Origin of the sequence: Nautilia sp. PV-1 (assembly GCF_004006315.1) — a bacterium.
In the GTDB taxonomy this organism is placed as follows: domain Bacteria; phylum Campylobacterota; class Campylobacteria; order Campylobacterales; family Nautiliaceae; genus Nautilia; species Nautilia profundicola_A.
Window position 1 is genome coordinate 1,600,001 of the sequence record NZ_CP026530.1, and the last position, 20,404, is coordinate 1,620,404.

Below are 20,404 nucleotides of genomic sequence, written 5' to 3' on the forward strand. Positions count from 1 at the left end.
GCAACTTGGACAACGATAAGTACAGCTGTACCACCAAAATAAAAATTAATACCTATAAGTTTTACAAGCAGCCAAGGCATTACTGTAATTGCACCTAAGTACAGCGCACCCCAGAATGTAAGTCTGCTTGCAACTTCATTCAAAAATTTAGCAGTTTGTTCTCCAGGTCTGATCCCAGGTATAAATCCGCCCTGTTTTTTTAAGTTTTCCGCGATTTCTTTTGCATTAAATACAATAGAAGCATAAAAATAAGCAAAAAATATAACGAAAGCAAACAATAATACATGGTATAAATATCCGTTTGGATTTAAATAATCTCTAATTGTTACTAATACCGGATTGGATACTCCACTTAAAACAGTTAGAGGAAACATTAATATCGCACTAGCAAAAATTGGAGGAATAACACCACTCAAGTTTACTTTAATAGGAATATAATTCATAACTCTTTTAAATTTATTTTGCATTAATACTTTTTTCTGATATGAAATCGGTACTCTTCTCTCAGCAAGTTCAACATATATAATAAACGCTATTGTTCCTACTACGATTAACAGAATAAAGATCAGCCCTATAACAGACAATTCTCCTACGTCTACGAGGTTAAGGGTGCCTACAATCGCTGCCGGAATTCTACTCACTATTCCTGCAAAGATAATTAAACTGATACCGTTACCTACACCTCTTTCAGTAATCTGTTCACCGATCCATACAAGAAGCATTGTACCGCCCATCATAGAAAATGCGGTTAATATTACAAATGTAGATGTGTCGATCATAACTGCAGATTCACCTGCTTTGCCTGTTAAAGATGTAAGACCGATTGCAATACCGATAGCCTGTACAAAAGCAATTGCTACCGTAGAATATTTAACTATTTGCATATATTTTTGAAAGCCTTGAGAATCTTTTTTCATCTCGCCAAGTTTTGGGAATGTTGCTGCAAGAAGCTCCATAATAATTGACGCAGTAATGTATGGCATAACACCAAGAGCAATAATACTCATTCTGCTCACAGCATTACCACTGAACATATTAAGTAAACCTAATGCATCGTGCTGATGTCCTGAAAAAAAGTCTTTAATTACATCTATATTTACCCCTGGTACCGGGACATATGCTAGAACTCTATAAATGAGAAGGAAACCAAGGGTAATTAAGATTTTTTTTGCTATCGGATTCATACCCTTACTTTCCAGATGTAGTTATGTTAGCATCTTTTATTTTATCTTTAAGCTCTTTAGCTTTTGTTCCAATAAGTTTTACTTTTTTTGCTTTAATTTTTACAATGTTAGCTAAAGCTTCCATTGTAATTTCTTCAAGTTCTACAATTGCAGGAAACTTGTCCACGTTAATCGCCTGAGGTTTTACCACTCTACTTTTAAATCCAACTTTTGGAAGTCTTCTTTGAAGCGGCTGTTGACCACCTTCAAATCCTCTTTTTTGTGAATAACCAGTTCTTGATTTCTGACCTTTTTGTCCTCTGCTACTAGTTTTTCCGTATCCTGAACCTGCTCCACGTCCTACTCTTTTTGTTTTATGAGTAGAACCGCATGCCGGTTTTAAATTATTTAACGCCATGATTACGCCTTTTTGCTTTTAATCATTTTTAGAGCTTCTACTGTAGCTCTAACTAAGTTGTGAGGCTCGTTTGAACCTAATGATTTAGAAAGAATATCTTTAATACCTACAAGTTCAAGTACCGGTCTCACCGCACCACCGGCGATTAGCCCTGTACCCTCACTTGCCGGTTTAAGTAAAATTTTAGATGCATTATATTTAGCTTGTACGTCATGATTAATTGTATTACCGTGAATACCGTTAATTTCAACTAAGTTTTTAAATGCATCGTCAATTGCTTTTTTGATAGCATCAGGAACTTCTTTAGCTTTACCAGTTCCGATTCCAACAATACCTTTTTTGTTTCCAACAACTACCAAAGCGTTAAATCTGAATCTTCTACCACCTTTAACAACTTTAGTAATTCTTCCAATGTTAACAACTACTTCTTCAAAATCTTCTCTGTTATAATCTCTAATTACTTGAGCTTTTTTAGCCATTTGCCTTCCTTATAATTTTATACCGTTTTCTCTAAGAGTATCTGCAAACGCTGCAACTACACCGTGATATTTGTATCCATTTCTGTCAAATCTAACAGCATCAATATCAGCTGCTTTTAATTTTTCAGCAAAAATTTTAGCCGCTTCTTTTGCACCGTTAATGTTTGACGGTAATTTGTTTTCTAAATGAGCAGTATTTAAAAATGCCAATGTGTTACCAGCAACATCATCAATAGCTTGAATAACTAAGTATCTGTTTGATTTAAAAATAGTTACTCTAGGCATATCAGCAGTACCGCTGATTCTACCTCTTACTCTTCTTTTTCTTTTTAATCTTCTTAAATCTCTTTTAGCTAATGCTTTACTTCTTCTCATCTCTCACCCTTATTTTTTAGCTGTTTTACCAGCTTTTCTGATAATATGTTCATCAACATATTTAACACCTTTACCTTTGTAAGGCTCAGGTTTTCTAAAGCTTCTGATTTCTGAAGCAACTTGACCAACTTGTTGTTTATCGCTACCTTTTACTGTAATAATATTTTTTTCAACAGTAATAGTAATTCCTTTAGGAATTTCATAATTTATAGGGTGTGAATATCCAAGTTGTAATTCTAAAATATTACCTTTTACAGCTGCTCTGTAACCAACACCGTTGATTTCAAGTTTTTTCTCAAATCCTTGAGTTAATCCGATAACAGCATTATTAGCTAAAGCTCTTACAGTTCCCCACATAGCTTTTGCGAATTTAGTTTCTTCTACCGGTTCAAAAGTTAATTCATCACCGTTAATATTAACTTTTACAACACCTTTAGTGTCGATTTCTTTTGAATCTTGGCCTTTTTTAATAATTAATTTATTCCCTTCAAGTTTAGCTTCAAGGCCGGAAGCTAACTTTACGGGTTGTTTACCTATTCTACTCATAAATTATCTCCTTACCAAATACTACAGATTACTTCGCCGCCTACTTTTTCTTTGTAATCTTCGTCATTAGGTAAAACGCCTTTGCTAGTTGATACTACTAGAGTACCGTATCCGTTTTTAAATCTTTTAATGTCTTCGTATCCTTTATAAACCCTTCTACCAGGTTTAGACACTTTTTTAACTTCTCTGATAACAGAGTTGCCGTTTTCATCATATTTTAAAGTCACGTTGATGAATTTTTTGTTACCATCTTCAATTACTTTAAAACTTTCAATATAACCTTTTTCTTCAAAAACTTTCAATACCGCTTCCATAAGTTTAGAGTGATTAAGTTTAGTCACTTCTAAACCTCTCATAGCGGCATTTCTGATTCTTGTTAATCCGTCTGCAATAATATCGTTCATCATCTTGGCATCCTTTTACCAACTTGCTTTTTTAACACCAGGGAGTAATCCCTCGTTTGCCATTTTTCTTAGACAAATTCTACAAATACCAAAATCTCTGTAAACAGAGTGAACTCTACCACAGATAGAGCATCTTGTATATGCTCTTACTTTGAATTTTGGTTTTCTTTTAGCTTTAGCTATCATACTTTTTTTCGCCATATTACTTTCCTTTTGTGAATGGGAATCCGATAAGTTCTAGCATTCTTTCAGCCAGTCTATCGTCTTCAGTTGTTGTGGAAATATTAATATTCATACCATGTACTCTGATAATACTGTCGTAATCAACTTCAGTAAACACTAACTGTTCTGTAAGACCGAAGTTAAAGTTACCTCTTCCGTCAAAACCGTCTCTTTTTACACCTTTAAAGTCTCTAACTCTCGGTAGTGCGATTGAGATAAGTTTTTGAAGGAAATTCCACATCATTTCACCTCTAAGTGTTACTTTAACACCTACAGGCATACCTTCTCTTACTTTAAATCCTGCAACTGATTTTTTAGCAGGTGTAATTACCGCTTTTTGACCAGTAATAATTGTTAATGTATCAGCTACGCTTTGAAGGAATTTTTTATCTTTGCTTCCTTCACCAACACCAGCACTAACAACGATTTTTTCAATGTTAGGAATCAGCATAGGGTTTTTAATATCAAACTCTTCTGCAAGTTTTGCCCTAACTTCGTCTTTATATTTTTTTTGTACTTCAAACATCTTCTCAGCCTTCTACTTTTTTTACATTTGAGATGTGAATTGGTCTTTCAACATATTCAAATCCACCTTTTGGATTTTGCTCAGTAGGCTTAACAGCCTTTTTAACTACGTTCACACCTTTAACAAGTACTTTTGAATCTTTAACAAGTACTTTTAAAACTTCACCAGTTTTTCCTCTGTCATCTCCTGCGATAACTTTTACGCTGTCGCCTTTTTTAATTTTGAATTTAGGAGGTAAATTTTTTCTAGCACCCATTATAGCACCTCCGGAGCAAGTGATGTAATTTTTTGGAAACCTTCGTATCTAACTTCTCTCGCGATTGGTCCGAAAATACGAGTTCCTACAGGTTCTTTTTTAGCATCAATGATAACTGCCGCGTTATCATCGAATCTGATTAGCGAACCGTTTTCTCTTTGAACTTCTTTTTTAGTTCTAACGATTACCGCTTTTACAACTTGACCTTTTTTAATTTTACCGTTTGGAAGGGCTTTTTTTACAGAAGCGACAATAATGTCACCTACTGAAGCATATCTTCTTTTAGACCCTCCCAAAACTTTAATACACATGATTTCTTTAGCACCGCTGTTATCAGCAACTTTTAATCTTGTAAATGGTTGAATCATTCTTATTCTCCTCTCTCAAGAATATCTTTAAGAACGAAAGATTTTCTTTTAGAAATTGGTCTGTGTTCAATTGCGGTAACAACATCGCCAACGTTAGCCGCATTTTCTTCATCATGAACAAGGTATTTTTTAAATTTTTTAACAATTTTATGATATTTAGGATGTAAAACTTTTCTTTCAACCAATACGTTGATAGTTTTATCTCCAGTTTTTTTGATAACTTTTCCAGTAATAATTCTTTTAGGCATTAGTTACCCCTTTTTGCTCTCATCGCAGTTTTAATTCTTGCGATGTCTTTTCTAATTTTTCTAACAAGAGATGTGTCTTGTAGCTGCATAGTTTTTAATTTCATTCTTGTTTCAAAAAGCTCCATTTTTTTCTCTTTTAAAAGATCCTGAAGCTCTTTTTCAGTTTTTTCAATAAGTTCCGCTACGTTAAGTTTAGTATAGCTCATTTTCACTCTCCATGCTTACAATTTTTGTTTTGAACGGCAATTTAGCAGCTGCAAGAGTTAATGCCCTAACGGCAGTTTCATTATTAACACCAGTAATTTCGAAAATAATTCTTCCGGGTTTAATATTCATAACCCACTCTTCAACACTACCTTTACCTTTACCCATTCTCACACCAACAGGTTTTGCTGTTAGAGGTTTGTCTGGGAATACTCTAATCCAGATTTTACCTGTTCTTTTCATAGTTCTTGAAAGCGCAACCCTTCCCGCTTCAATTTGTCTTGAGTTGATTCTTCCAAGTTCTACGGCTTTAAGACCGTATGTTCCGAATGACAGAGTACTACCTCTGTAGGCTTTACCTCTGTTTCTACCTTTTTGTTGTTTTCTGTATTTAGTTCTTTTTGGCATTAACATTTCTGCGTCCTTTTCTTCTTCTTGGAGCTTTTCTTTCTGGCGCTTGAGTATCGTCAGAATTCATTTTTCTTTGAAGAACTTCACCTTTGAATATCCATACTTTAACACCGATAATACCATATGTAGTTAAAGCTTCAGCAAAACCGTAATCAATTTTTGCTCTTAATGTATGAAGAGGAACTCTTCCCTCAAGATACCATTCAGTTCTAGCCATTTCAGCACCGTTAAGTCTTCCTGCAACCTGAACTTTAATACCTTTTGCACCAGATTTAAGTGCTGATTGAATAACTTTTTTCATAGCTCTTCTGAATGCTACCCTTCTTTCTATCTGAGTAGCAACGTTTTCAGCTGCAAGCTGAGCTGAAATTTGAGGTTTTCTTTCTTCTTTAATGTTAAGAATAAGTTCTTTTCCGCCAATTCTTTTTTGAAGTTCAGCTTTAAGAGCTTCTATTTCGCTTCCGCCTTTACCAATGATGATACCAGGTTTTGCTGCAAAAATAGTAATTCTGATTTTTTTAGCTGTTCTTTCAATAATAATATCACTTACACCTGCGTAATAAAGTTTCTTTTTAAGAAATTTTCTTAGTTCATAATCACCTAATACGTTTTCAGGCATTGTATTATAGTTAATGAACCATCTACTTCTCCAGTTTTTGTTTATCCCTAGTCTTAGTCCGATTGGATTCGTTTTTTGACCCATTAGCTTTCCTTTTCAACTTCTACAAAAATGTGTGCTGTAGGTTTTTGGATTCTGCTCGCCATACCTCTAGCTCTTGGTCTGAATCTTTTTAGATACGGACCTCTGTCGATTCTGCATGAAGTAATAACTACTTCATTTGCATCATATCCGCCGTTTGCAACCGCACTTGCAACAACTTTAGCGATAACTCTTGCCGCTTTATTAGGCATAAATTCTAATTTAGCAAGTGCTTCTTCAGCATTCATACCTTGAATTTCTTTAGCAATCAATCTTGCTTTAGTTGGGGATAGTCTTATAAATTTTAATACTGCTTTACTCATCACCTATCCTTACTTACCAATTTTCTTTTGAACAGAACCTTTATGTCCTCTAAAAGTTCTGGTAGGTGCAAATTCACCTAATTTAAATCCAACGTGTCTTTCAGTAACATATACCGGAACGAAATCTCTTCCGTTGTGTACGTTAATTGTAAGCCCGATCATATCAGGCGTAATAGTACTTCTTCTTGACCAAGTTTTAATTGGTTTAGGATTTTTTTCTTCTTTTGCTTTAAGAACTTTTTTCATTAAATGGTCATCTACAAAAGGACCTTTTTTTAAACTTCTAGCCATGAGCTATCCTTATTTCTTTCTTCTTGAGATGATATATTTATCAGATTGTTTTTTCTTTCTAGTTTTGTAACCTTTAGTCGGCATACCCCAAGGTGTAACAGGATGGTTACCTTTACTTCTACCTTCACCCCCACCGTGTGGATGGTCAACCGGGTTCATTGCAATACCTCTTGTCTGAGGTCTGATACCTAGGTGTCTGCTTCTACCAGCTTTACCGATTGTAATATTTTGGAAATCAGCGTTTCCAACAGTACCGATAGTCGCCATACATTCACCAAGAATATATCTCATCTCACCGCTTGGTAATCTTAAGATAACGTATTTACCCTCACGTCCCATGATTTGGCAGCTGTTTCCGGCACTTCTTGCGATTTGTCCGCCTTTACCAGGCTTCATTTCAACATTGTGCACAACAGTACCAACAGGTATGTTTTTAAGTTTCATTGCGTTACCAGGTTTAATATCAAGTCCGGCTTCAGCTGCTAAAACAGTGTCACCTATTTTTAAACCTTCAGGCTGAATGATATATCTTTTGTCTCCATCAACATAGCTGATAAGACAAATTCTACAGTTTCTGTACGGATCGTATTCTACTGTTACAACTTTACCAGGTACTCCGAATTTATTTCTTTTAAAATCAATGATTCTGTAAAGTTTTTTTGCTCCAGCTTCTCTATGTCTAGATGTAATTCTTCCGTGATTGTTTCTACCCGCTTTTTGCGGAAGTTTAATTAATAATTTTTTTACCGTCGGTTTTGAAGTTATGTCACTGTTATCAAGTGTTGTCATAAATCTTCTTGACGGTGTATATGGTTTATAACTCTTTACTGCCATCTTCTATCCTTATACACTTAGGCTTTCAAGTTTTGCATCTTCAGGTAATTTAACATAGAATTTTTTATAATCCGGTCTTTTACCTTCGATTCCTCTAAATCTTTTCACTTTACCTTTTTGTTTAAGTGAATTTACTTTTAGCGGAGTTACTCCGAAATATTCCTTAAAAATCTCTTTAAGTTGATTTTTAGTCACTTTTGGTGTAGTTTGAACTACTAGCACACCCTGCTCTTGAAGGTTAAGTGCTTTTTCTGTATACACAATTGATTTAATATCTGTAATATCCGCCATCGCTTAGCCCTTTATAACTTTTTCGTAAGCCGCTTTATCAAAAATAATGCTGTGGAATACACTCGCATAATAAGCGTTTAATTCTTCTGGTGTAATAATATACACGTTTGGAATATTTCTAAATGCTAAAAATGTTTTTTCATCCATTTCGTCAACTACGATTAAGTAATCTCTTTGGTTTACTTCATTTAGCCATTTAACAGCGTCTTTTGTTTTACCGCTTTCGATTTTAATTGCATCTACAACGAAAAGTTTTCCGTTTTCAGCTTTTTCATTAAGTGCGTATTTAAGCGCAACTCTTTTTTGTTTTTTATTTAATTTTTGAGACCAGTCTCTTTCGTTTCTTGGCCCGTGAGCTACACCACCACCTACGAATTGAGGTGCTCTGATACTACCTTGTCTAGCTCTACCTAGACCTTTTTGTCTGAAAGGTTTTTTTCCACCACCGCTTACTTCGCCTCTAGTTTTTGTATGCGCAGTTCCCGCTCTTTGATTAGCAAGGTATGCTTTTACATACAAATAAAGGTTATGCGGATTGATGTTTTGAAAATCCTCAGGTAATTGCTTAATTACTTCTATACTCATTTCACAATCCTTACTTTTCCTAAACTTCCGTTAGCTCCAGGAACACTTCCTTTAATTACAAGTACACCCATGTTTTCGTCGTACTCTAATACTTCTGCGTTAACAGTAATGTTTTTGTTACCGTAATGCCCAGGCATTTTTCTACCAGGCATAACTCTACCAGGCCATTCACAGTTACCGATTGATCCCGGTGCTCTGTGAAATCTTGAACCGTGTCCGCCAGGTCCACCTGCGAATCCGTGTCTTTTTACAACACCTTGGAAACCTCTACCTTTGCTTTTGAAAGTAAGTTTTACTTTTTTAGCTTCTTTAAGTGGTTCAACACTTAGGTCTCCAGGTTCAGTGTTTGCAACTTTTAATTCAACGAATCTGTTGAATTCTTTGCTTAATCCGTATTTTTTCTGCATACCTTCAATCGGTTTATTGATTTTTTTACCGTTTGCGTATGCAACTAACGCTTTGTCATCTTTTATTTCACAAACTTTAGCCGGAACTACTTTTAATAAAGTTACCGGAATACTTGGGATTCCTACCGTCCTACTCATTCCTATTTTTTCAACTATAAATTCCATTCAATTCTCCTTAACTTAATGCCCTAACTTCTACATCAACCTCTGGTGCCAACTCTAGCTTCATAAGTTGATCAACAGTTTCAGGCGATGCGTTCACAACATCAACAATTCTTCTGTGAATTCTGATTTCAAATTGCTCTCTTGAATCTTTGTTAATGTGAGGTGATCTTAATACCGTATATCTTCTGATTTTTGTAGGTAGAGGAATTGGTCCCTTTACTTCCGCTCCAGTTCTTTTAATAGCATCTGTAATAATGCTAACAGCTTTATCAAGCACTCTATGGTCATATGCTTGAAGTTTGATTCTGATTTTCTCCATAGCCTTCCTTTTTAAAGATCTCGTGGTTTTTCCACGCTTTTGTGGACTGAAATTATAAATGATTTTAATTGTAAATGCAAGATTTTTGGGAGTGTTTTTTCCTTAAAAAAAGGAAAAAGAAAGGTTATTTATTTTTTAGAATCTCCGAAATAGGAGCATTTTGAAAAATATAATCAACAGCCTCTTCCACATCGTCAGTAAGTAAATAAAGATTTTTGTCTTCCGGAGAGATATATTTCATTTCAAGCATTTTTTCATAAAAATCCAAAAGAGGTTTATAAAATTCGCTTCCGAAAAAAACTATCGGAATCTGACTCATTCTCTTTGTCTGAACGAGTGTAAGCACTTCGCTTAGCTCGTCAAGCGTTCCAAAACCTCCCGGCATCATTACCGTTGCAACGCTGTATTTTAGGAATGTTACTTTCCTTGTAAAGAAATATTTAAATTTCAAAGGAATTTTTACATACGGATTTGTATGCTGTTCATGAGGCAGTTCGATATTTAAACCTATACTGATTTTCGCACCTTTATTTGCGGCTTCCATAATCCCGGGTCCCCCGCCTGTAATAATCGCATATCCCTTATCACTTAGGCCTTTTGAAATTTCCGTAGCCTTTTCATAATAATAGTGCCCCGGTTTCTCTCTTGCACTACCGAATATGGAAACTGCAGGAGGAATATCTTCAAGCTCGTCAAACGCATCAGTAAAATCGCTTATTACCCTGAATATTCTCCAAACGTCTTTGTTTATGTTTCTGTTATCCAGAAATTCTTTTTGTATATCACGCATTTTTTTCCTTTAAGAAGCTATCATAATCCATAATCTCAATTCCGCAGTTTACAAATTTTTTATCGTTTGTAATCAACCATTTACACCCATAGTTTTTAGCACAAAAACATTGCATTGCATCTTCTAAATCGGCATTATTTTTCTTGCAGTATTCTATACTTTCTATTATCGTCTTTTTCCCAAAAGCAACAATATTCCATTCTTCCAAAACTTTTTCAAAAAAAGTCAAAAGTTCCGGAATTCCTCTTAACACATAATAAACTGTAGATATCATGTCTTCGCTTATAAAAATCTCATATTCTTTTTCAATTAATTTTACTATTAATTTCTTCGCTTTTAAATGATTTTTTCTGCTTGTATCAATAAAATCGATAATTATATTAGTATCTAAAAAGATTTTATTCATAATATTTTTCTCTTTTTTTTCTTTTAATATCCTGAACGTCCATATCTCCAAATTCTCCGTTGGCAATTCCCGCAAATTTTAAAATACCCTCAATATTTTCTTTTTTGCTCTTTGATAATAAATCTTTCACTTTTTCCGCCGCTTTAGGCGATATGAAGACACCTTTTACCTCATCTGTTTTTTTATCAATTATTTCCACCATTTCCATATTTTGATATTTACTGAAATTTTTCGTAAATTCCCTGACTCCGACTCTCAGCATAGCTGTTCCTTTAATTAATATCCGATATCAGACATTATATGCTAATTACATTCTTATGTCAAATACCATCCGCTAAAAAATCATCAGATTTTTTAGCAATAATTATCCATTCTCAATTCTAAAACAGTCTTCCCATTTTTTTGAATCCAATATAAAACAAAACAACGCCTATAATAATTTCACCGGCAAAATAAGGAAGCAAATTGATAAAATCCGTTCCCCTGAAAAATATAGATTCCGTACCTTCTATAAAATATCTCACCGGAGAAAAAATAGTCAACGTCTGCAAAAACTGATTCATTGAATTTATAGGCGTCCATGCACCGCTTAAAAAGAGTAGCGGCAGCATTACAAGCATACTGACCTGCGACACCTGCATGACACTGTTTGAATATGCAGCTATTACAAGGGCGATGCCTCCGAGAGAAAGGGCGAAAAAGAAACTTAAAACAAAAAACGCCAAAAGGTTTCCGTTAATAGGCACGTCAAAAATACCGAACACGACAATTCCGACGCTTATTACTATACCCACCATTAGCAGTGCGATTTGCGAGAGTACTTTGGCCAGAATAATAACATTGCCGCTAACCGGCATCAAAAGCATAATATCCCATGTCCCAGCCTCTTTTTCTTTTACAAATACAACGGCAATAAGTATCAAAGCCAGCATGGTTATAACGCTCATAAGCTCACTCAGACTCATAAACCATTCTGAATTAGAGTTTTGGTTAAAGAGTTTATGTATTTTTACGTTAAGCGGCATTTTGGTATTGAGCATGGCGTAAAGTATCTGGTTGAGATATATAAGCGTAACCTGTGCCTGGGCTGAAGCCGTGGCGTCTATTAATACGTTTATCTGTGCGGTTTTATGCGAAACAAAATCTTTTTCAAAATTTTTGTCGAATATAATCCCGACCATTATACGTCTGTTGAATATCGCTCTTTTTAAGTCTTTTTCGTTTAAAAACATTTTTGGTTTTTGAAATTCCGGCTGATGAAAATGCGAAATAATCTTTTCCGGAATGACGCTCCCCGAACGGTTGACATACCCAATGCTGACATTTTGCGGTTTAATCTCAATGCCTTTGCCTGCCGTATAAATATCAAACGTAAACATATAAAGTACAAAAAACACCAAACCTATATTTCTTAAAAAAAGCAGTATTTCCTTTTTAAATACGGCCCAGAATCCTTTCATTTTATCGCCTTTTTAAGAAGCGCAGAACCTATCGCTATCAGACCAATGCCGTAAAAAAAGAGAATAATCAGATATTTTATATTAACGGCCGATTCAAATCCCCTGCCGACCAGAAACGTGTCATACACTATGTGATTGTAATACATTACCGGGAAAATATGCGCTTCTATGTAACTCTCCCCCGTCATTGACGAAATAGGCATCATTATGCCCGAATACAAAAATCCCGGAATTACAGTAATGATTACAGAAAGAACAAGCGCACTGACCTGTGTTTTCGTAATAATGGAAACCAGAAGCCCGATACCGACACTAACGAGTATATACAGCTCGCTTGCCAGTATATAAAGCATAAAACTCCCCTTAAAAGGAACCTTAAACCAGTAAACCGCCCATAAAAACAGTATTATGATGTTAACGGAATGCAAAACAAAAGGCGGTGTAAGTTTGGCTATTAAAAATTCGCTTTTTTTAATAGATGTCGAATAAAAATTGAATATCGTTCCGAGTTCTTTTTCTTTTACGATCAGCAAAGCCGCCAAAATCGAAGGCGCTATCAACAGTGCCAAGCCTATAACTCCTGGAATAATAGCGTTTTCATCCCTCATCGATTCGTTGAACAGGTTTCTCTGATTAACCTTAAACGGCATTTTAATCCCGTTTTTTTCTAAAACACTTAAAAATACGCCGTTTACATATCCGTCAAGGGTTGTAGCCCTCAAAGGGAAAGAGCCGTCTATAAAAACCCCGACTTCAGAATTTTTGGAATGAATCAAATTTCTTTGAAAATTATGAGGAATTATTATAAAAAGATCCGCCTTATTCTGTTTTATGAGTTTCAACGCCTGATTATCAGAAATATTAAGCAGTTTCGAATCGAAATATTTCGAATTCGAAAAAGCCCTTACTATTTCAGTTGAAAGTTTCGTATTGTCCCTGTCTATAAGCACGGTCCTTGCGTGAGTTATTTCGAGTTTAAGCCCGTAGCCGAATAAAAATATAATAAGACTCGGCATAAAATAAACCAAAAATATCATTTTCGAACGGATAAGATCAATAAACTCTTTTTTTAAATACGCTTTAACCACTCCTAGTTTCATGCCTTGCCTTCGTAATATTTTATAAATATATCTTCAAATGAAAGTCCCGGGAATTTTTTGTGTAAATTCTCAACGCTGTCATCGATGATTTTTTTACCTCTTTTAAGCACAACCACCCTGTCGCAGTATTCCGCTTCGCTCATATAATGGGTTGTAATTAAAATGGAAATTTTCCATTTATTTTTAAGTTCTCTCAAAAGCTTCCAAAACGTAGCTCTTGCTATCGTATCGACACCGCTTGTAGGCTCATCCAAAAACAGTACCACCGGATCGTGAAGAAGAGCAACAGCCACCGAAAACCTCTGATTGATCCCAAGAGGCACGTCTTTTGGAAATTCGTTCAGATAGTCTTTAAATCCCAAAAGATTGGCAAAAAATTCTTTTTTTTCTTTTATTTCTTTATTAGAAAGAGCATGCATTTTTCCGAAATAATCAATGTTTTCAGATATGGTTAAATCGTCATAAAGAGCAAACCTCTGGGAGACGTATCCGATTTTGCTTTTAAGTTTAATCCTGTCTTTGTATGAATGTATTTTTTCTCCTAAAAGATAAAGCTCTCCCTCGTCTATCGGATAAAGCCCCAGAAGCATTTTCATAAATGTTGTCTTCCCGGCTCCGTTTGCACCTAAAAGTCCTAAAATTTCCCCGCTTTTAAGCTCCAGATCAATATGGTCGTCGGCAATAAACGAACCGAATTTTTTAGTGAGCCCTATCGCTTTTACAACTGTTTCCGGCATTTCCATACTTCTCGGTTCAAGATCTATCTTAATGGACTTTTTACCTTTTTTTATGGCATTAACAAAAAACAACCCTTCAAGAGTCGGTTTTTTATGTTTGTAAGGCAACGGTTTTAGGGAATATGTGGTGGAATTAAAACTCATACACCCCTCACAGTCTATTTCCCCTTCGTAAGTATACTCTTCTATGCTTTTTACAAGCTCCTCATTAGTCCCTGCCGCAATAACTTCTCCTTCGTCAAAAAGCATAACCCTGTCCATAAGTGCGGCTTCTTGCATATATGCGGTAGATATAAGCGCTATAATGTTTTCTTTTTTTCTTATATCATCCACTATATTCCAAAGCTCCCGCCTGCTTATAGGATCCACCCCCGTTGTGGGCTCATCCAAAATAAGAAGTTTGGGTCTGTTTAAAAGTGTGAGGATAAGAGAGAGTTTCTGTCTCATCCCGCCGCTTAAATTTCCGGCAAGCCTGTCCTGAAATTCGTAAAGACCCGCCATTTTTAAAAGTCTCGTTTCATATTCCTCGTCTTTTGTCACCCCTCTTAAACTTCTGAAAAAATCAAAATGCTCTTTTACGCTTAAAAGATCATATAAAACAAGTCCGAGTCCCTGGGGCATAAGTCCTATATGGGTTTTGAGGTTTTCGGCCTCTTTAGGAGAATGGTACGCCACACCGTTATAAACAATTTCGCCTTCAAAACTTTTGACCCCCGCAATAGCGTGTAAAAGCGAACTTTTCCCCGCTCCGTCCGCTCCAATTAAACCGATAATTTCACCCTCTTTTACTTTAAAACTTATGTTTTTAACAGCTGTGACGTTTTTGTATTTTACGGTTACGTTCTTAACTATTAGCATAGTGGTATATTTGTTATTAGTGTATTTGTATATTTGTCATTGGTATAATGGTTTTTTATTTTTAACTTTTCACTTTTCATTTTTCACTTCTTTACAGTTCCGGCAGTTCATTAAGTGATTTAGGCAAACTGCCGTTACCGATAAGTATCACACCCGTAGCCGGAAGTCCGAGTTTTAAATATTTGCACGGTTTTAAAGGTTTTAACCTAACTTCATATACTCTTGTGATCCTGTCACTTCTTACCGCAACGTCTTTAGGTGTGAATTCCGCTTTTTTGGCAATTTTACTTACAACCGCAGGAATTGGTTTATTCGGAAACGAATCCAAAAATATCTCTGCCTTGTCTCCCACTTTTACTTTTCCGTTGTTTATCTCATCAATAAATACGCTTAAATAAAAACTTTCGGGATCAATCACAGACACAACCGGCATACCTGCTCCGAGCACTTCTCCGACATTAGCTATTTTACTGTCAACATATCCGTTTACCGGAGATTTAATAGTTAGATCGTTTATAACGGTTTTAAGTTCTGCTTCTTTTGCTTTGAGAGCATTAATGGAATTTTGCATTGCGGTTATATTTGCTTTTGAAGCAAGTGCGGTATTTAGATCCTTTTTTGAAATTTCAACAGCTATACTCAAAGCTTTTTTCTTTTCTAAAAGGGCTTTGAGTTTATTGATATCAGTTTTAGTTTTAAGTTTCGCCATTTCAAGTTCATGTGGTTTTGCAAGATGTCTGTCAACAAGAGAATATATTCTTTTTTCGTCTTTTTCATCCTGTGCTATTACGGCTTTTAAAGAGTTTATCTGAGGTAACAGCACATTTAGTTCTTTTTGTTTTGCATTTATAGCAAGTTTTGCTTTTTTTATAAGATTGTTAATTTTCTCTTTCGTATAATTAAATTCATTTTCTTTAGCTTTTATTTCATACTTTAAAGCTTCAAGTTTATCTCTGTATTCCTTAGAGTCAAGAACGGCAAGCGTCTGATCCTTTGCAACTTCATCACCGGTATCAACATTTAAAACAAGAACCCGTCCGGGATATTTCGTATTAATATTAATCAAATCACCGTCAATTTTTCCAACCGCTTCTATTAAATAAGGAGGCACTTTTTTCGGATTTAATTTTTTATATATCAAATATCCCGAGATTGCCACAAGTATCAGTATTATTGCCGGGACGATTTTTTTAGAATTCATAATCTCCTCCGTTAATTTTCAGTTTTATATCCAAAAAGAATATTTTCGCAATAATTGCCTCTTTTTTAGCTCTTGCAGTAGCAAGTTTAGCTATTGCGTCATTTAAATCACTGCTGTCCGCAAGACCTTCGTCAAATTTCGCTTTTATATATTCATAATAACTTTCTCTTGCTTTTATCTCTTCTTTTGCAGCATTAAGCTGTGTATAAAGTGCCCTTAAAGTCTGTTTATCGTTTTTATAATCCGTTTTAATTTTGTTCATATAATCATTATAAAAAATCATTTCGGCGTTTTTTGCAAGCTTTGCGGCTTCCAAATCGGCTTTTTTCGCTCCGCCGTCAAAAATATTGAATTTTATTCCAAGAGCTATATATGATTTATCCGTATTTTGATAATCGTTTCTGCTAAGAGCCAGGTTGTCCCCCTCTTTTTTCAGTCCGGCTTCTACTCCTATTTGAGGGTAATATTTTGATTTAGCCAGTTTTATATCGGTATCCGAAATTCTTAATGCTTCTTTTATGGCTTTTACGTCAGGTCTGTTTTTAAAATCAGGCTTATACAAAGTTTTTTGTATATTCACACCGTCTATATCTTTTATTTTTTTATTTAGAAGATAGCTTAACATGTTTATTAAAGAAAGCTTTTGAGACCGGGTTTCTTTTATGGATGCAGTTATTTCATAATATTTTGCATTAATCTCATCTACGCTCGATTTATTTATAAGACCCTCTTTATAAAACCCCATAGCTTTTTCTTTTGCGATTATCAATGCGTCTTTAGCCTTTTGAAGGGCGTAAAGCTTTGCTTTAAGAGCATATATGTCAGAATATATTTCCGCCGCGTTTAAAATAAGCTCTCTTTTAACATTCTGAAGAGTAAGTTTTTCTTTTATAAGTTCAAGTTTGGCTTTGTTTATCATATTACTCAACGCAAAACCAGTAAATAAAGGATATGAATATTTGATAACACCCATAAAATGATTTTTATCCGCCATAGGAAGCTCACTGTTAAAAGTCTGATATACTAAATGTACACCGTCCGGAGCAACTGCAACAGGCTGAACGGTTGTCAGTTTCATAACCGGTCTGTCAAACATATGTACTGCATTATATTCGGCATCAAGACTTCCGAAATTTTTTGCCTGTACGGCTTTTAGTTTCTGCTCGTATATTTTTACTTTTTGAGCTTCCATTTTATATTTTAATGAATTAGTTATATCTTTTTGTATATCACTAAAACTTTCTGCATTTAAAAATAAAGAAAATAACAAAAGTAAAAACAATTTCTTTAATTCTCCATTCTCAATTCTCAATTCTCCATTCATATCGTTCCTTTCACTTTTCTTTTTTTCACAAACAACAGGGCAAAAACAAACAAACTTCCTACAAATCCCCAAAATCCTGCATCAAGCCAGACGTATTTATACCCGTAATTGGCACTCATAAACGATTCGAGCATTCTGAATATCTCTATTCCGGCTTTTCCGAAATAACTCTCAAGTGCAGAAACAAAATCACTGACTATATGGTGATTCTGAATACTTACCATCCCGTCAAACTCTTTATTGCTGTAATATACTAAATTGTTAGTAGCAATAGCAGTTCCGAAACTGCCTCCTATAAATCTTACATAATCCATAGTCATAATACCCTGCTCTATTTTTCCGTTAGAGTTATTCATAACAAGCACGGTAATCGGAGCAAAGAAAAGACCCATTGCTATTCCAAAAGGCATCGTTTTAAGCACAGCTTCATAAAACGGCGTATAATAATTAAGAGTCGGAAAAAGCACAAACGAACTGTAAAGGTATATTACAGCCCCCACAATCAGTACAGGCACGGGAGAGAATTTATCACTTAAAGCCCCGGCTATCATACTAAACACACCTATCCATATACCAAATCCCAAAACACCGAGCCCTGTCTGAATGGAACTCAGCCCTTTAATATGCTCATAAAACATCGGAATCAGATAAAAATACTGATACATTGAAAATCCAAGCAGTACAAAATATATAAGAATTCCCAGAGAATAATTAGGATTTTTAAACAATGTATAATCAAACAGCGACTCTTTAGAATAATATTCGCTCATAATAAAAAATAACGTGCCGAAAAACGTAGCAAAAGCAAGATATACAATTAAAGAAGAATTAAACCATCCATACTGCTGCCCTTTGCTAAGCAGTATCAAAAGTGCCACAGTTGCAACAGTTAAAAACGCGACGGATATGAAATTCAGCTTTTCATCTTTTCTTTCATCCCTGTCCGGAAGAAGGAGTGAACCGAATATAACCAGAACAATACCGATAGGAACATTTACAAAAAATACCGCCCTCCAGCTGAACCATTCCGTCAGATACCCTCCGAGTGTCGGACCTATCGCCGGTGCAAAGGCAACTCCAAGGGCAAATATACCCATGGCAATCCCTCTTTTTTCAGGCGGGAAAAAGCCAAAAAGCATCGCCTGGGCCGTAACCATTATAAGCGCTTCGGCAAACCCCTGAATCACCCTGGCGACTATTATAAAAGAAAGCGAATTTGATATACCGCATAAAAAAGAAGCCACCGTAAAAACACCCACGGCTGTTATGTATATCCACTTGTTTCCGAATTTTTTAATCATCCACTCAACAAGCAAAAGCCCAACCGCAGCGGCAATCATATACGCGGTAATTACCCACTGCACACCGTACATATCGGTTGAGAGCGGCCCCTTAAGACGAGGCACGATAATATCTACGACAGTAGTGTCAAGTACCGCCATGAAAGCACCGACAACAACTAACAACACCCATGTTGTTAAATTGAGAATTGAGAATTGAGAATTGAGAATTTTAGTTTGCATTTTTAACAATTCTGACTAAAATTTTTGTTACTTCTTCTAAAAGCGCTAAAACTTGCTCAGTTTTTTGCTTAGGCAAATAATCACTAGCAATTAATAAATCCGGCCAATACTTAGTTTCCCTTGCCTCCTTTAAAGCAATAGACATTTTATTTCTAAAATCCTTTTTACTGATACCGTCTAACGCTTCAACAACATTTGCTCCAATAGATGTACCGCTTCTAAGCAACTGTTTTGAGAGTACAAATTCTTTTTTTTCATTTAAATACTTATACACTTTTATTATTTTGAGAGAAAGTTCAAACGTTTTGTCTTTAATAATATTTGTTTTTAATTCTCCATTCTCCATTCTCAATTCTCCATTCTTTTAATCTCAACTTCTCCTCCCATTCCTACAAGCACGCCTTGAGGAACTTTATTAAATTTTATTCTTACATAAAATCTCTGAGCTAATTTTGTAAATTCCCCGCTGCTGATATCCCTTGGGACAAGTGCAAAAGTTGCGGCGCTTGCAGGCAGGATTTTACTTACATATCCTTCAAAATCCTTATCCAGCGCGTCTATATGGATTTTAACTTTACATCCCGGCTTGATACCTTTCATTTTTGTTTCTTCCAACAAATCCAAAACATATAAATCTTTAGGATTTACAACACTTAAAACCTTTGTTCCGGCATCTACAACCTCATCGTTATTTGCAAATTTTTTAGCAACCCTGCCATTTATAGGAGAATAAATATATGAATTTTTTATATTTTGATTTACCAGTCCTAATTTGTCATTTAAGGCTTTTAACTGATTTTGCTGAGCTTCTATTGATTTTTGAAGTCTTAAAAGCTCTTTTTTATTGTTTTGTACAAGTTTAATTTTCAGATCAAGCGTTTTGTTATTCAACATCAACGCTTCAAGTTTTCTCTCTTCTGCTTTAATCTGATCTTTTAACGAATCAAAAGCCACTTTTACGGTATCGTATTTTTCTTTTGAAACTTTATGTTCCATGTACAATCTTTTAAATTTTTTATAGTCGTTTTTTAATTTTTGCAGTTTGTATTTCATTGCGTCAATAGAAAATGCCATGGCTTCTATGTTTTTTTGCAATTTGTCTTTTTCATTATTCAAAAGATTTAAATTAGTATTTATATCGTTAGAAAGTTTTTCTTTTTGTATAACGGTCGCTTTTATTTTGTCTTCTAAAGCATTAATGTTATTTTGCAGTTCTTTTTTTTGAAATATAAGCTCTTTTGTTTCAAGCTTAGCAAGAAGCTGTCCTTTTTTAACATTATCGCCCTCGTTGACATATATTCTTTCTATTTTTCCCGGAAGTTTAAAGCTCAAAAAAGTAAGAGAATCCGATTTCACAAATACGGCGTTGCTTTCGGCATAATTTTTGTTAAAAACTATATATTTATACAATCCAAAGACACCTGCAAGTATCAAAATAATAAAAGTAAAAAGTGCTATTTTCTTTTTCAT

At 35.0% G+C, this 20,404-nt stretch carries 32 protein-coding genes (1 of these 32 only partly in view); all 32 read right to left on the reverse strand.

Features of this window, described 5'->3' with window-relative positions:
• On the reverse strand, window positions 1–1,184 hold the 5' portion of the coding sequence (gene secY, locus C3L23_RS08350) for a preprotein translocase subunit SecY (RefSeq protein ID WP_127681703.1). It extends 76 nt beyond the left edge of the window; the window shows 1,184 of its 1,260 coding nt (coding positions 1–1,184); the start codon lies at window positions 1,182–1,184; its stop codon lies beyond the left edge, outside the window.
• 4 nt (window positions 1,185–1,188) lie between these two features.
• Window positions 1,189–1,581, reverse strand: coding sequence for a 50S ribosomal protein L15 (rplO, locus tag C3L23_RS08355; RefSeq protein ID WP_127681705.1), 393 nt, complete (start codon window positions 1,579–1,581; stop codon window positions 1,189–1,191).
• Window positions 1,582–1,583: 2 nt separating this feature from the next.
• The gene (gene rpsE, locus C3L23_RS08360) at window positions 1,584–2,060 is read right to left on the reverse strand and encodes a 30S ribosomal protein S5 (RefSeq protein ID WP_127681707.1); all 477 of its coding nucleotides are present in this window, start codon (window positions 2,058–2,060) and stop codon (window positions 1,584–1,586) included.
• Between the two features lie 9 nt (window positions 2,061–2,069).
• Window positions 2,070–2,435, reverse strand: coding sequence for a 50S ribosomal protein L18 (gene rplR / locus C3L23_RS08365; RefSeq protein WP_127681709.1), 366 nt, complete (start codon window positions 2,433–2,435; stop codon window positions 2,070–2,072).
• A gap of 9 nt (window positions 2,436–2,444) precedes the next feature.
• Window positions 2,445–2,981: a 50S ribosomal protein L6 gene (gene rplF / locus C3L23_RS08370; protein ID WP_127681711.1), complete on the reverse strand. Its 537-nt coding sequence runs from the start codon at window positions 2,979–2,981 to the stop codon at window positions 2,445–2,447.
• Between the two features lie 11 nt (window positions 2,982–2,992).
• Entirely contained in the window at window positions 2,993–3,388 is a 396-nt protein-coding gene (rpsH, locus tag C3L23_RS08375) for a 30S ribosomal protein S8 (protein ID WP_127681713.1), read from the reverse strand.
• A gap of 12 nt (window positions 3,389–3,400) precedes the next feature.
• The gene (locus C3L23_RS08380; RefSeq protein ID WP_007475795.1) at window positions 3,401–3,586 is read right to left on the reverse strand and encodes a type Z 30S ribosomal protein S14; all 186 of its coding nucleotides are present in this window, start codon (window positions 3,584–3,586) and stop codon (window positions 3,401–3,403) included.
• Between the two features lies 1 nt (window position 3,587).
• Complete coding sequence (gene rplE / locus C3L23_RS08385) at window positions 3,588–4,133, reverse strand: 50S ribosomal protein L5 (protein ID WP_127681715.1); 546 nt, start codon at window positions 4,131–4,133, stop codon at window positions 3,588–3,590.
• Window positions 4,134–4,137: 4 nt separating this feature from the next.
• Window positions 4,138–4,389: a 50S ribosomal protein L24 gene (rplX, locus tag C3L23_RS08390; RefSeq protein ID WP_127681717.1), complete on the reverse strand. Its 252-nt coding sequence runs from the start codon at window positions 4,387–4,389 to the stop codon at window positions 4,138–4,140.
• On the reverse strand, window positions 4,389–4,757 hold the full coding sequence (rplN, locus tag C3L23_RS08395) for a 50S ribosomal protein L14 (protein WP_127681719.1): 369 nt from the start codon (window positions 4,755–4,757) through the stop codon (window positions 4,389–4,391). The genes rplX and rplN overlap by 1 nt, the downstream gene beginning before the upstream one ends.
• Before the next feature lie 2 nt (window positions 4,758–4,759).
• Window positions 4,760–5,005, reverse strand: coding sequence for a 30S ribosomal protein S17 (rpsQ, locus tag C3L23_RS08400; protein WP_127681721.1), 246 nt, complete (start codon window positions 5,003–5,005; stop codon window positions 4,760–4,762).
• A complete protein-coding gene (gene rpmC, locus C3L23_RS08405) occupies window positions 5,005–5,211 on the reverse strand; it encodes a 50S ribosomal protein L29 (RefSeq protein ID WP_127681723.1) in 207 nt (68 codons plus the stop codon). Before rpmC ends, rpsQ begins: the two co-directional genes overlap by 1 nt.
• The gene (rplP, locus tag C3L23_RS08410; protein WP_127681725.1) at window positions 5,198–5,623 is read right to left on the reverse strand and encodes a 50S ribosomal protein L16; all 426 of its coding nucleotides are present in this window, start codon (window positions 5,621–5,623) and stop codon (window positions 5,198–5,200) included. Before rplP ends, rpmC begins: the two co-directional genes overlap by 14 nt.
• On the reverse strand, window positions 5,601–6,323 hold the full coding sequence (gene rpsC / locus C3L23_RS08415) for a 30S ribosomal protein S3 (protein WP_127681727.1): 723 nt from the start codon (window positions 6,321–6,323) through the stop codon (window positions 5,601–5,603). Before rpsC ends, rplP begins: the two co-directional genes overlap by 23 nt.
• Window positions 6,323–6,643 (reverse strand): 50S ribosomal protein L22, encoded by a 321-nt coding sequence (gene rplV, locus C3L23_RS08420; RefSeq protein WP_012663770.1) that lies wholly within the window; start codon window positions 6,641–6,643, stop codon window positions 6,323–6,325. Before rplV ends, rpsC begins: the two co-directional genes overlap by 1 nt.
• Before the next feature lie 9 nt (window positions 6,644–6,652).
• Window positions 6,653–6,934 (reverse strand): 30S ribosomal protein S19, encoded by a 282-nt coding sequence (rpsS, locus tag C3L23_RS08425; RefSeq protein ID WP_015902442.1) that lies wholly within the window; start codon window positions 6,932–6,934, stop codon window positions 6,653–6,655.
• 9 nt (window positions 6,935–6,943) lie between these two features.
• Entirely contained in the window at window positions 6,944–7,768 is an 825-nt protein-coding gene (gene rplB, locus C3L23_RS08430; RefSeq protein WP_127681729.1) for a 50S ribosomal protein L2, read from the reverse strand.
• A 9-nt stretch (window positions 7,769–7,777) separates the two neighbouring features.
• Entirely contained in the window at window positions 7,778–8,059 is a 282-nt protein-coding gene (locus tag C3L23_RS08435) for a 50S ribosomal protein L23 (protein WP_127681731.1), read from the reverse strand.
• A gap of 3 nt (window positions 8,060–8,062) precedes the next feature.
• Window positions 8,063–8,644: a 50S ribosomal protein L4 gene (gene rplD / locus C3L23_RS08440; RefSeq protein WP_127681733.1), complete on the reverse strand. Its 582-nt coding sequence runs from the start codon at window positions 8,642–8,644 to the stop codon at window positions 8,063–8,065.
• Window positions 8,641–9,216 (reverse strand): 50S ribosomal protein L3, encoded by a 576-nt coding sequence (rplC, locus tag C3L23_RS08445; RefSeq protein ID WP_127681735.1) that lies wholly within the window; start codon window positions 9,214–9,216, stop codon window positions 8,641–8,643. Before rplC ends, rplD begins: the two co-directional genes overlap by 4 nt.
• A gap of 10 nt (window positions 9,217–9,226) precedes the next feature.
• Entirely contained in the window at window positions 9,227–9,535 is a 309-nt protein-coding gene (gene rpsJ, locus C3L23_RS08450) for a 30S ribosomal protein S10 (RefSeq protein ID WP_012663777.1), read from the reverse strand.
• Window positions 9,536–9,659: 124 nt separating this feature from the next.
• A complete protein-coding gene (locus C3L23_RS08455; protein ID WP_127681737.1) occupies window positions 9,660–10,325 on the reverse strand; it encodes a TIGR00730 family Rossman fold protein in 666 nt (221 codons plus the stop codon).
• Window positions 10,318–10,782, reverse strand: a complete 465-nt coding sequence (locus C3L23_RS08460) for a PIN domain-containing protein (protein ID WP_168175732.1) — start codon at window positions 10,780–10,782, stop codon at window positions 10,318–10,320. The genes C3L23_RS08455 and C3L23_RS08460 overlap by 8 nt, the downstream gene beginning before the upstream one ends.
• Window positions 10,724–10,993 carry a hypothetical protein gene (locus C3L23_RS08465; protein ID WP_127681741.1) on the reverse strand — a complete coding sequence of 90 codons (270 nt, stop codon included), beginning with the start codon at window positions 10,991–10,993 and terminating at the stop codon, window positions 10,724–10,726. The genes C3L23_RS08460 and C3L23_RS08465 overlap by 59 nt, the downstream gene beginning before the upstream one ends.
• A 118-nt stretch (window positions 10,994–11,111) precedes the next feature.
• Window positions 11,112–12,191: an ABC transporter permease gene (locus C3L23_RS08470; RefSeq protein ID WP_127681743.1), complete on the reverse strand. Its 1,080-nt coding sequence runs from the start codon at window positions 12,189–12,191 to the stop codon at window positions 11,112–11,114.
• Complete coding sequence (locus C3L23_RS08475; RefSeq protein ID WP_127681745.1) at window positions 12,188–13,291, reverse strand: ABC transporter permease; 1,104 nt, start codon at window positions 13,289–13,291, stop codon at window positions 12,188–12,190. Before C3L23_RS08475 ends, C3L23_RS08470 begins: the two co-directional genes overlap by 4 nt.
• Complete coding sequence (locus tag C3L23_RS08480; protein ID WP_127681747.1) at window positions 13,288–14,886, reverse strand: ATP-binding cassette domain-containing protein; 1,599 nt, start codon at window positions 14,884–14,886, stop codon at window positions 13,288–13,290. The genes C3L23_RS08475 and C3L23_RS08480 overlap by 4 nt, the downstream gene beginning before the upstream one ends.
• A gap of 91 nt (window positions 14,887–14,977) precedes the next feature.
• Window positions 14,978–16,087, reverse strand: coding sequence for an HlyD family secretion protein (locus tag C3L23_RS08485; RefSeq protein ID WP_127681749.1), 1,110 nt, complete (start codon window positions 16,085–16,087; stop codon window positions 14,978–14,980).
• Entirely contained in the window at window positions 16,077–17,411 is a 1,335-nt protein-coding gene (locus C3L23_RS08490; protein WP_127681751.1) for a TolC family protein, read from the reverse strand. The genes C3L23_RS08485 and C3L23_RS08490 overlap by 11 nt, the downstream gene beginning before the upstream one ends.
• Entirely contained in the window at window positions 17,408–18,934 is a 1,527-nt protein-coding gene (locus C3L23_RS08495; RefSeq protein WP_127681753.1) for a DHA2 family efflux MFS transporter permease subunit, read from the reverse strand. The genes C3L23_RS08490 and C3L23_RS08495 overlap by 4 nt, the downstream gene beginning before the upstream one ends.
• Window positions 18,924–19,280, reverse strand: a complete 357-nt coding sequence (locus tag C3L23_RS08500; protein WP_127681755.1) for a four helix bundle protein — start codon at window positions 19,278–19,280, stop codon at window positions 18,924–18,926. The genes C3L23_RS08495 and C3L23_RS08500 overlap by 11 nt, the downstream gene beginning before the upstream one ends.
• Window positions 19,281–19,282: 2 nt before the next feature.
• Window positions 19,283–20,404, reverse strand: a complete 1,122-nt coding sequence (locus C3L23_RS08505; RefSeq protein ID WP_127681757.1) for an HlyD family secretion protein — start codon at window positions 20,402–20,404, stop codon at window positions 19,283–19,285.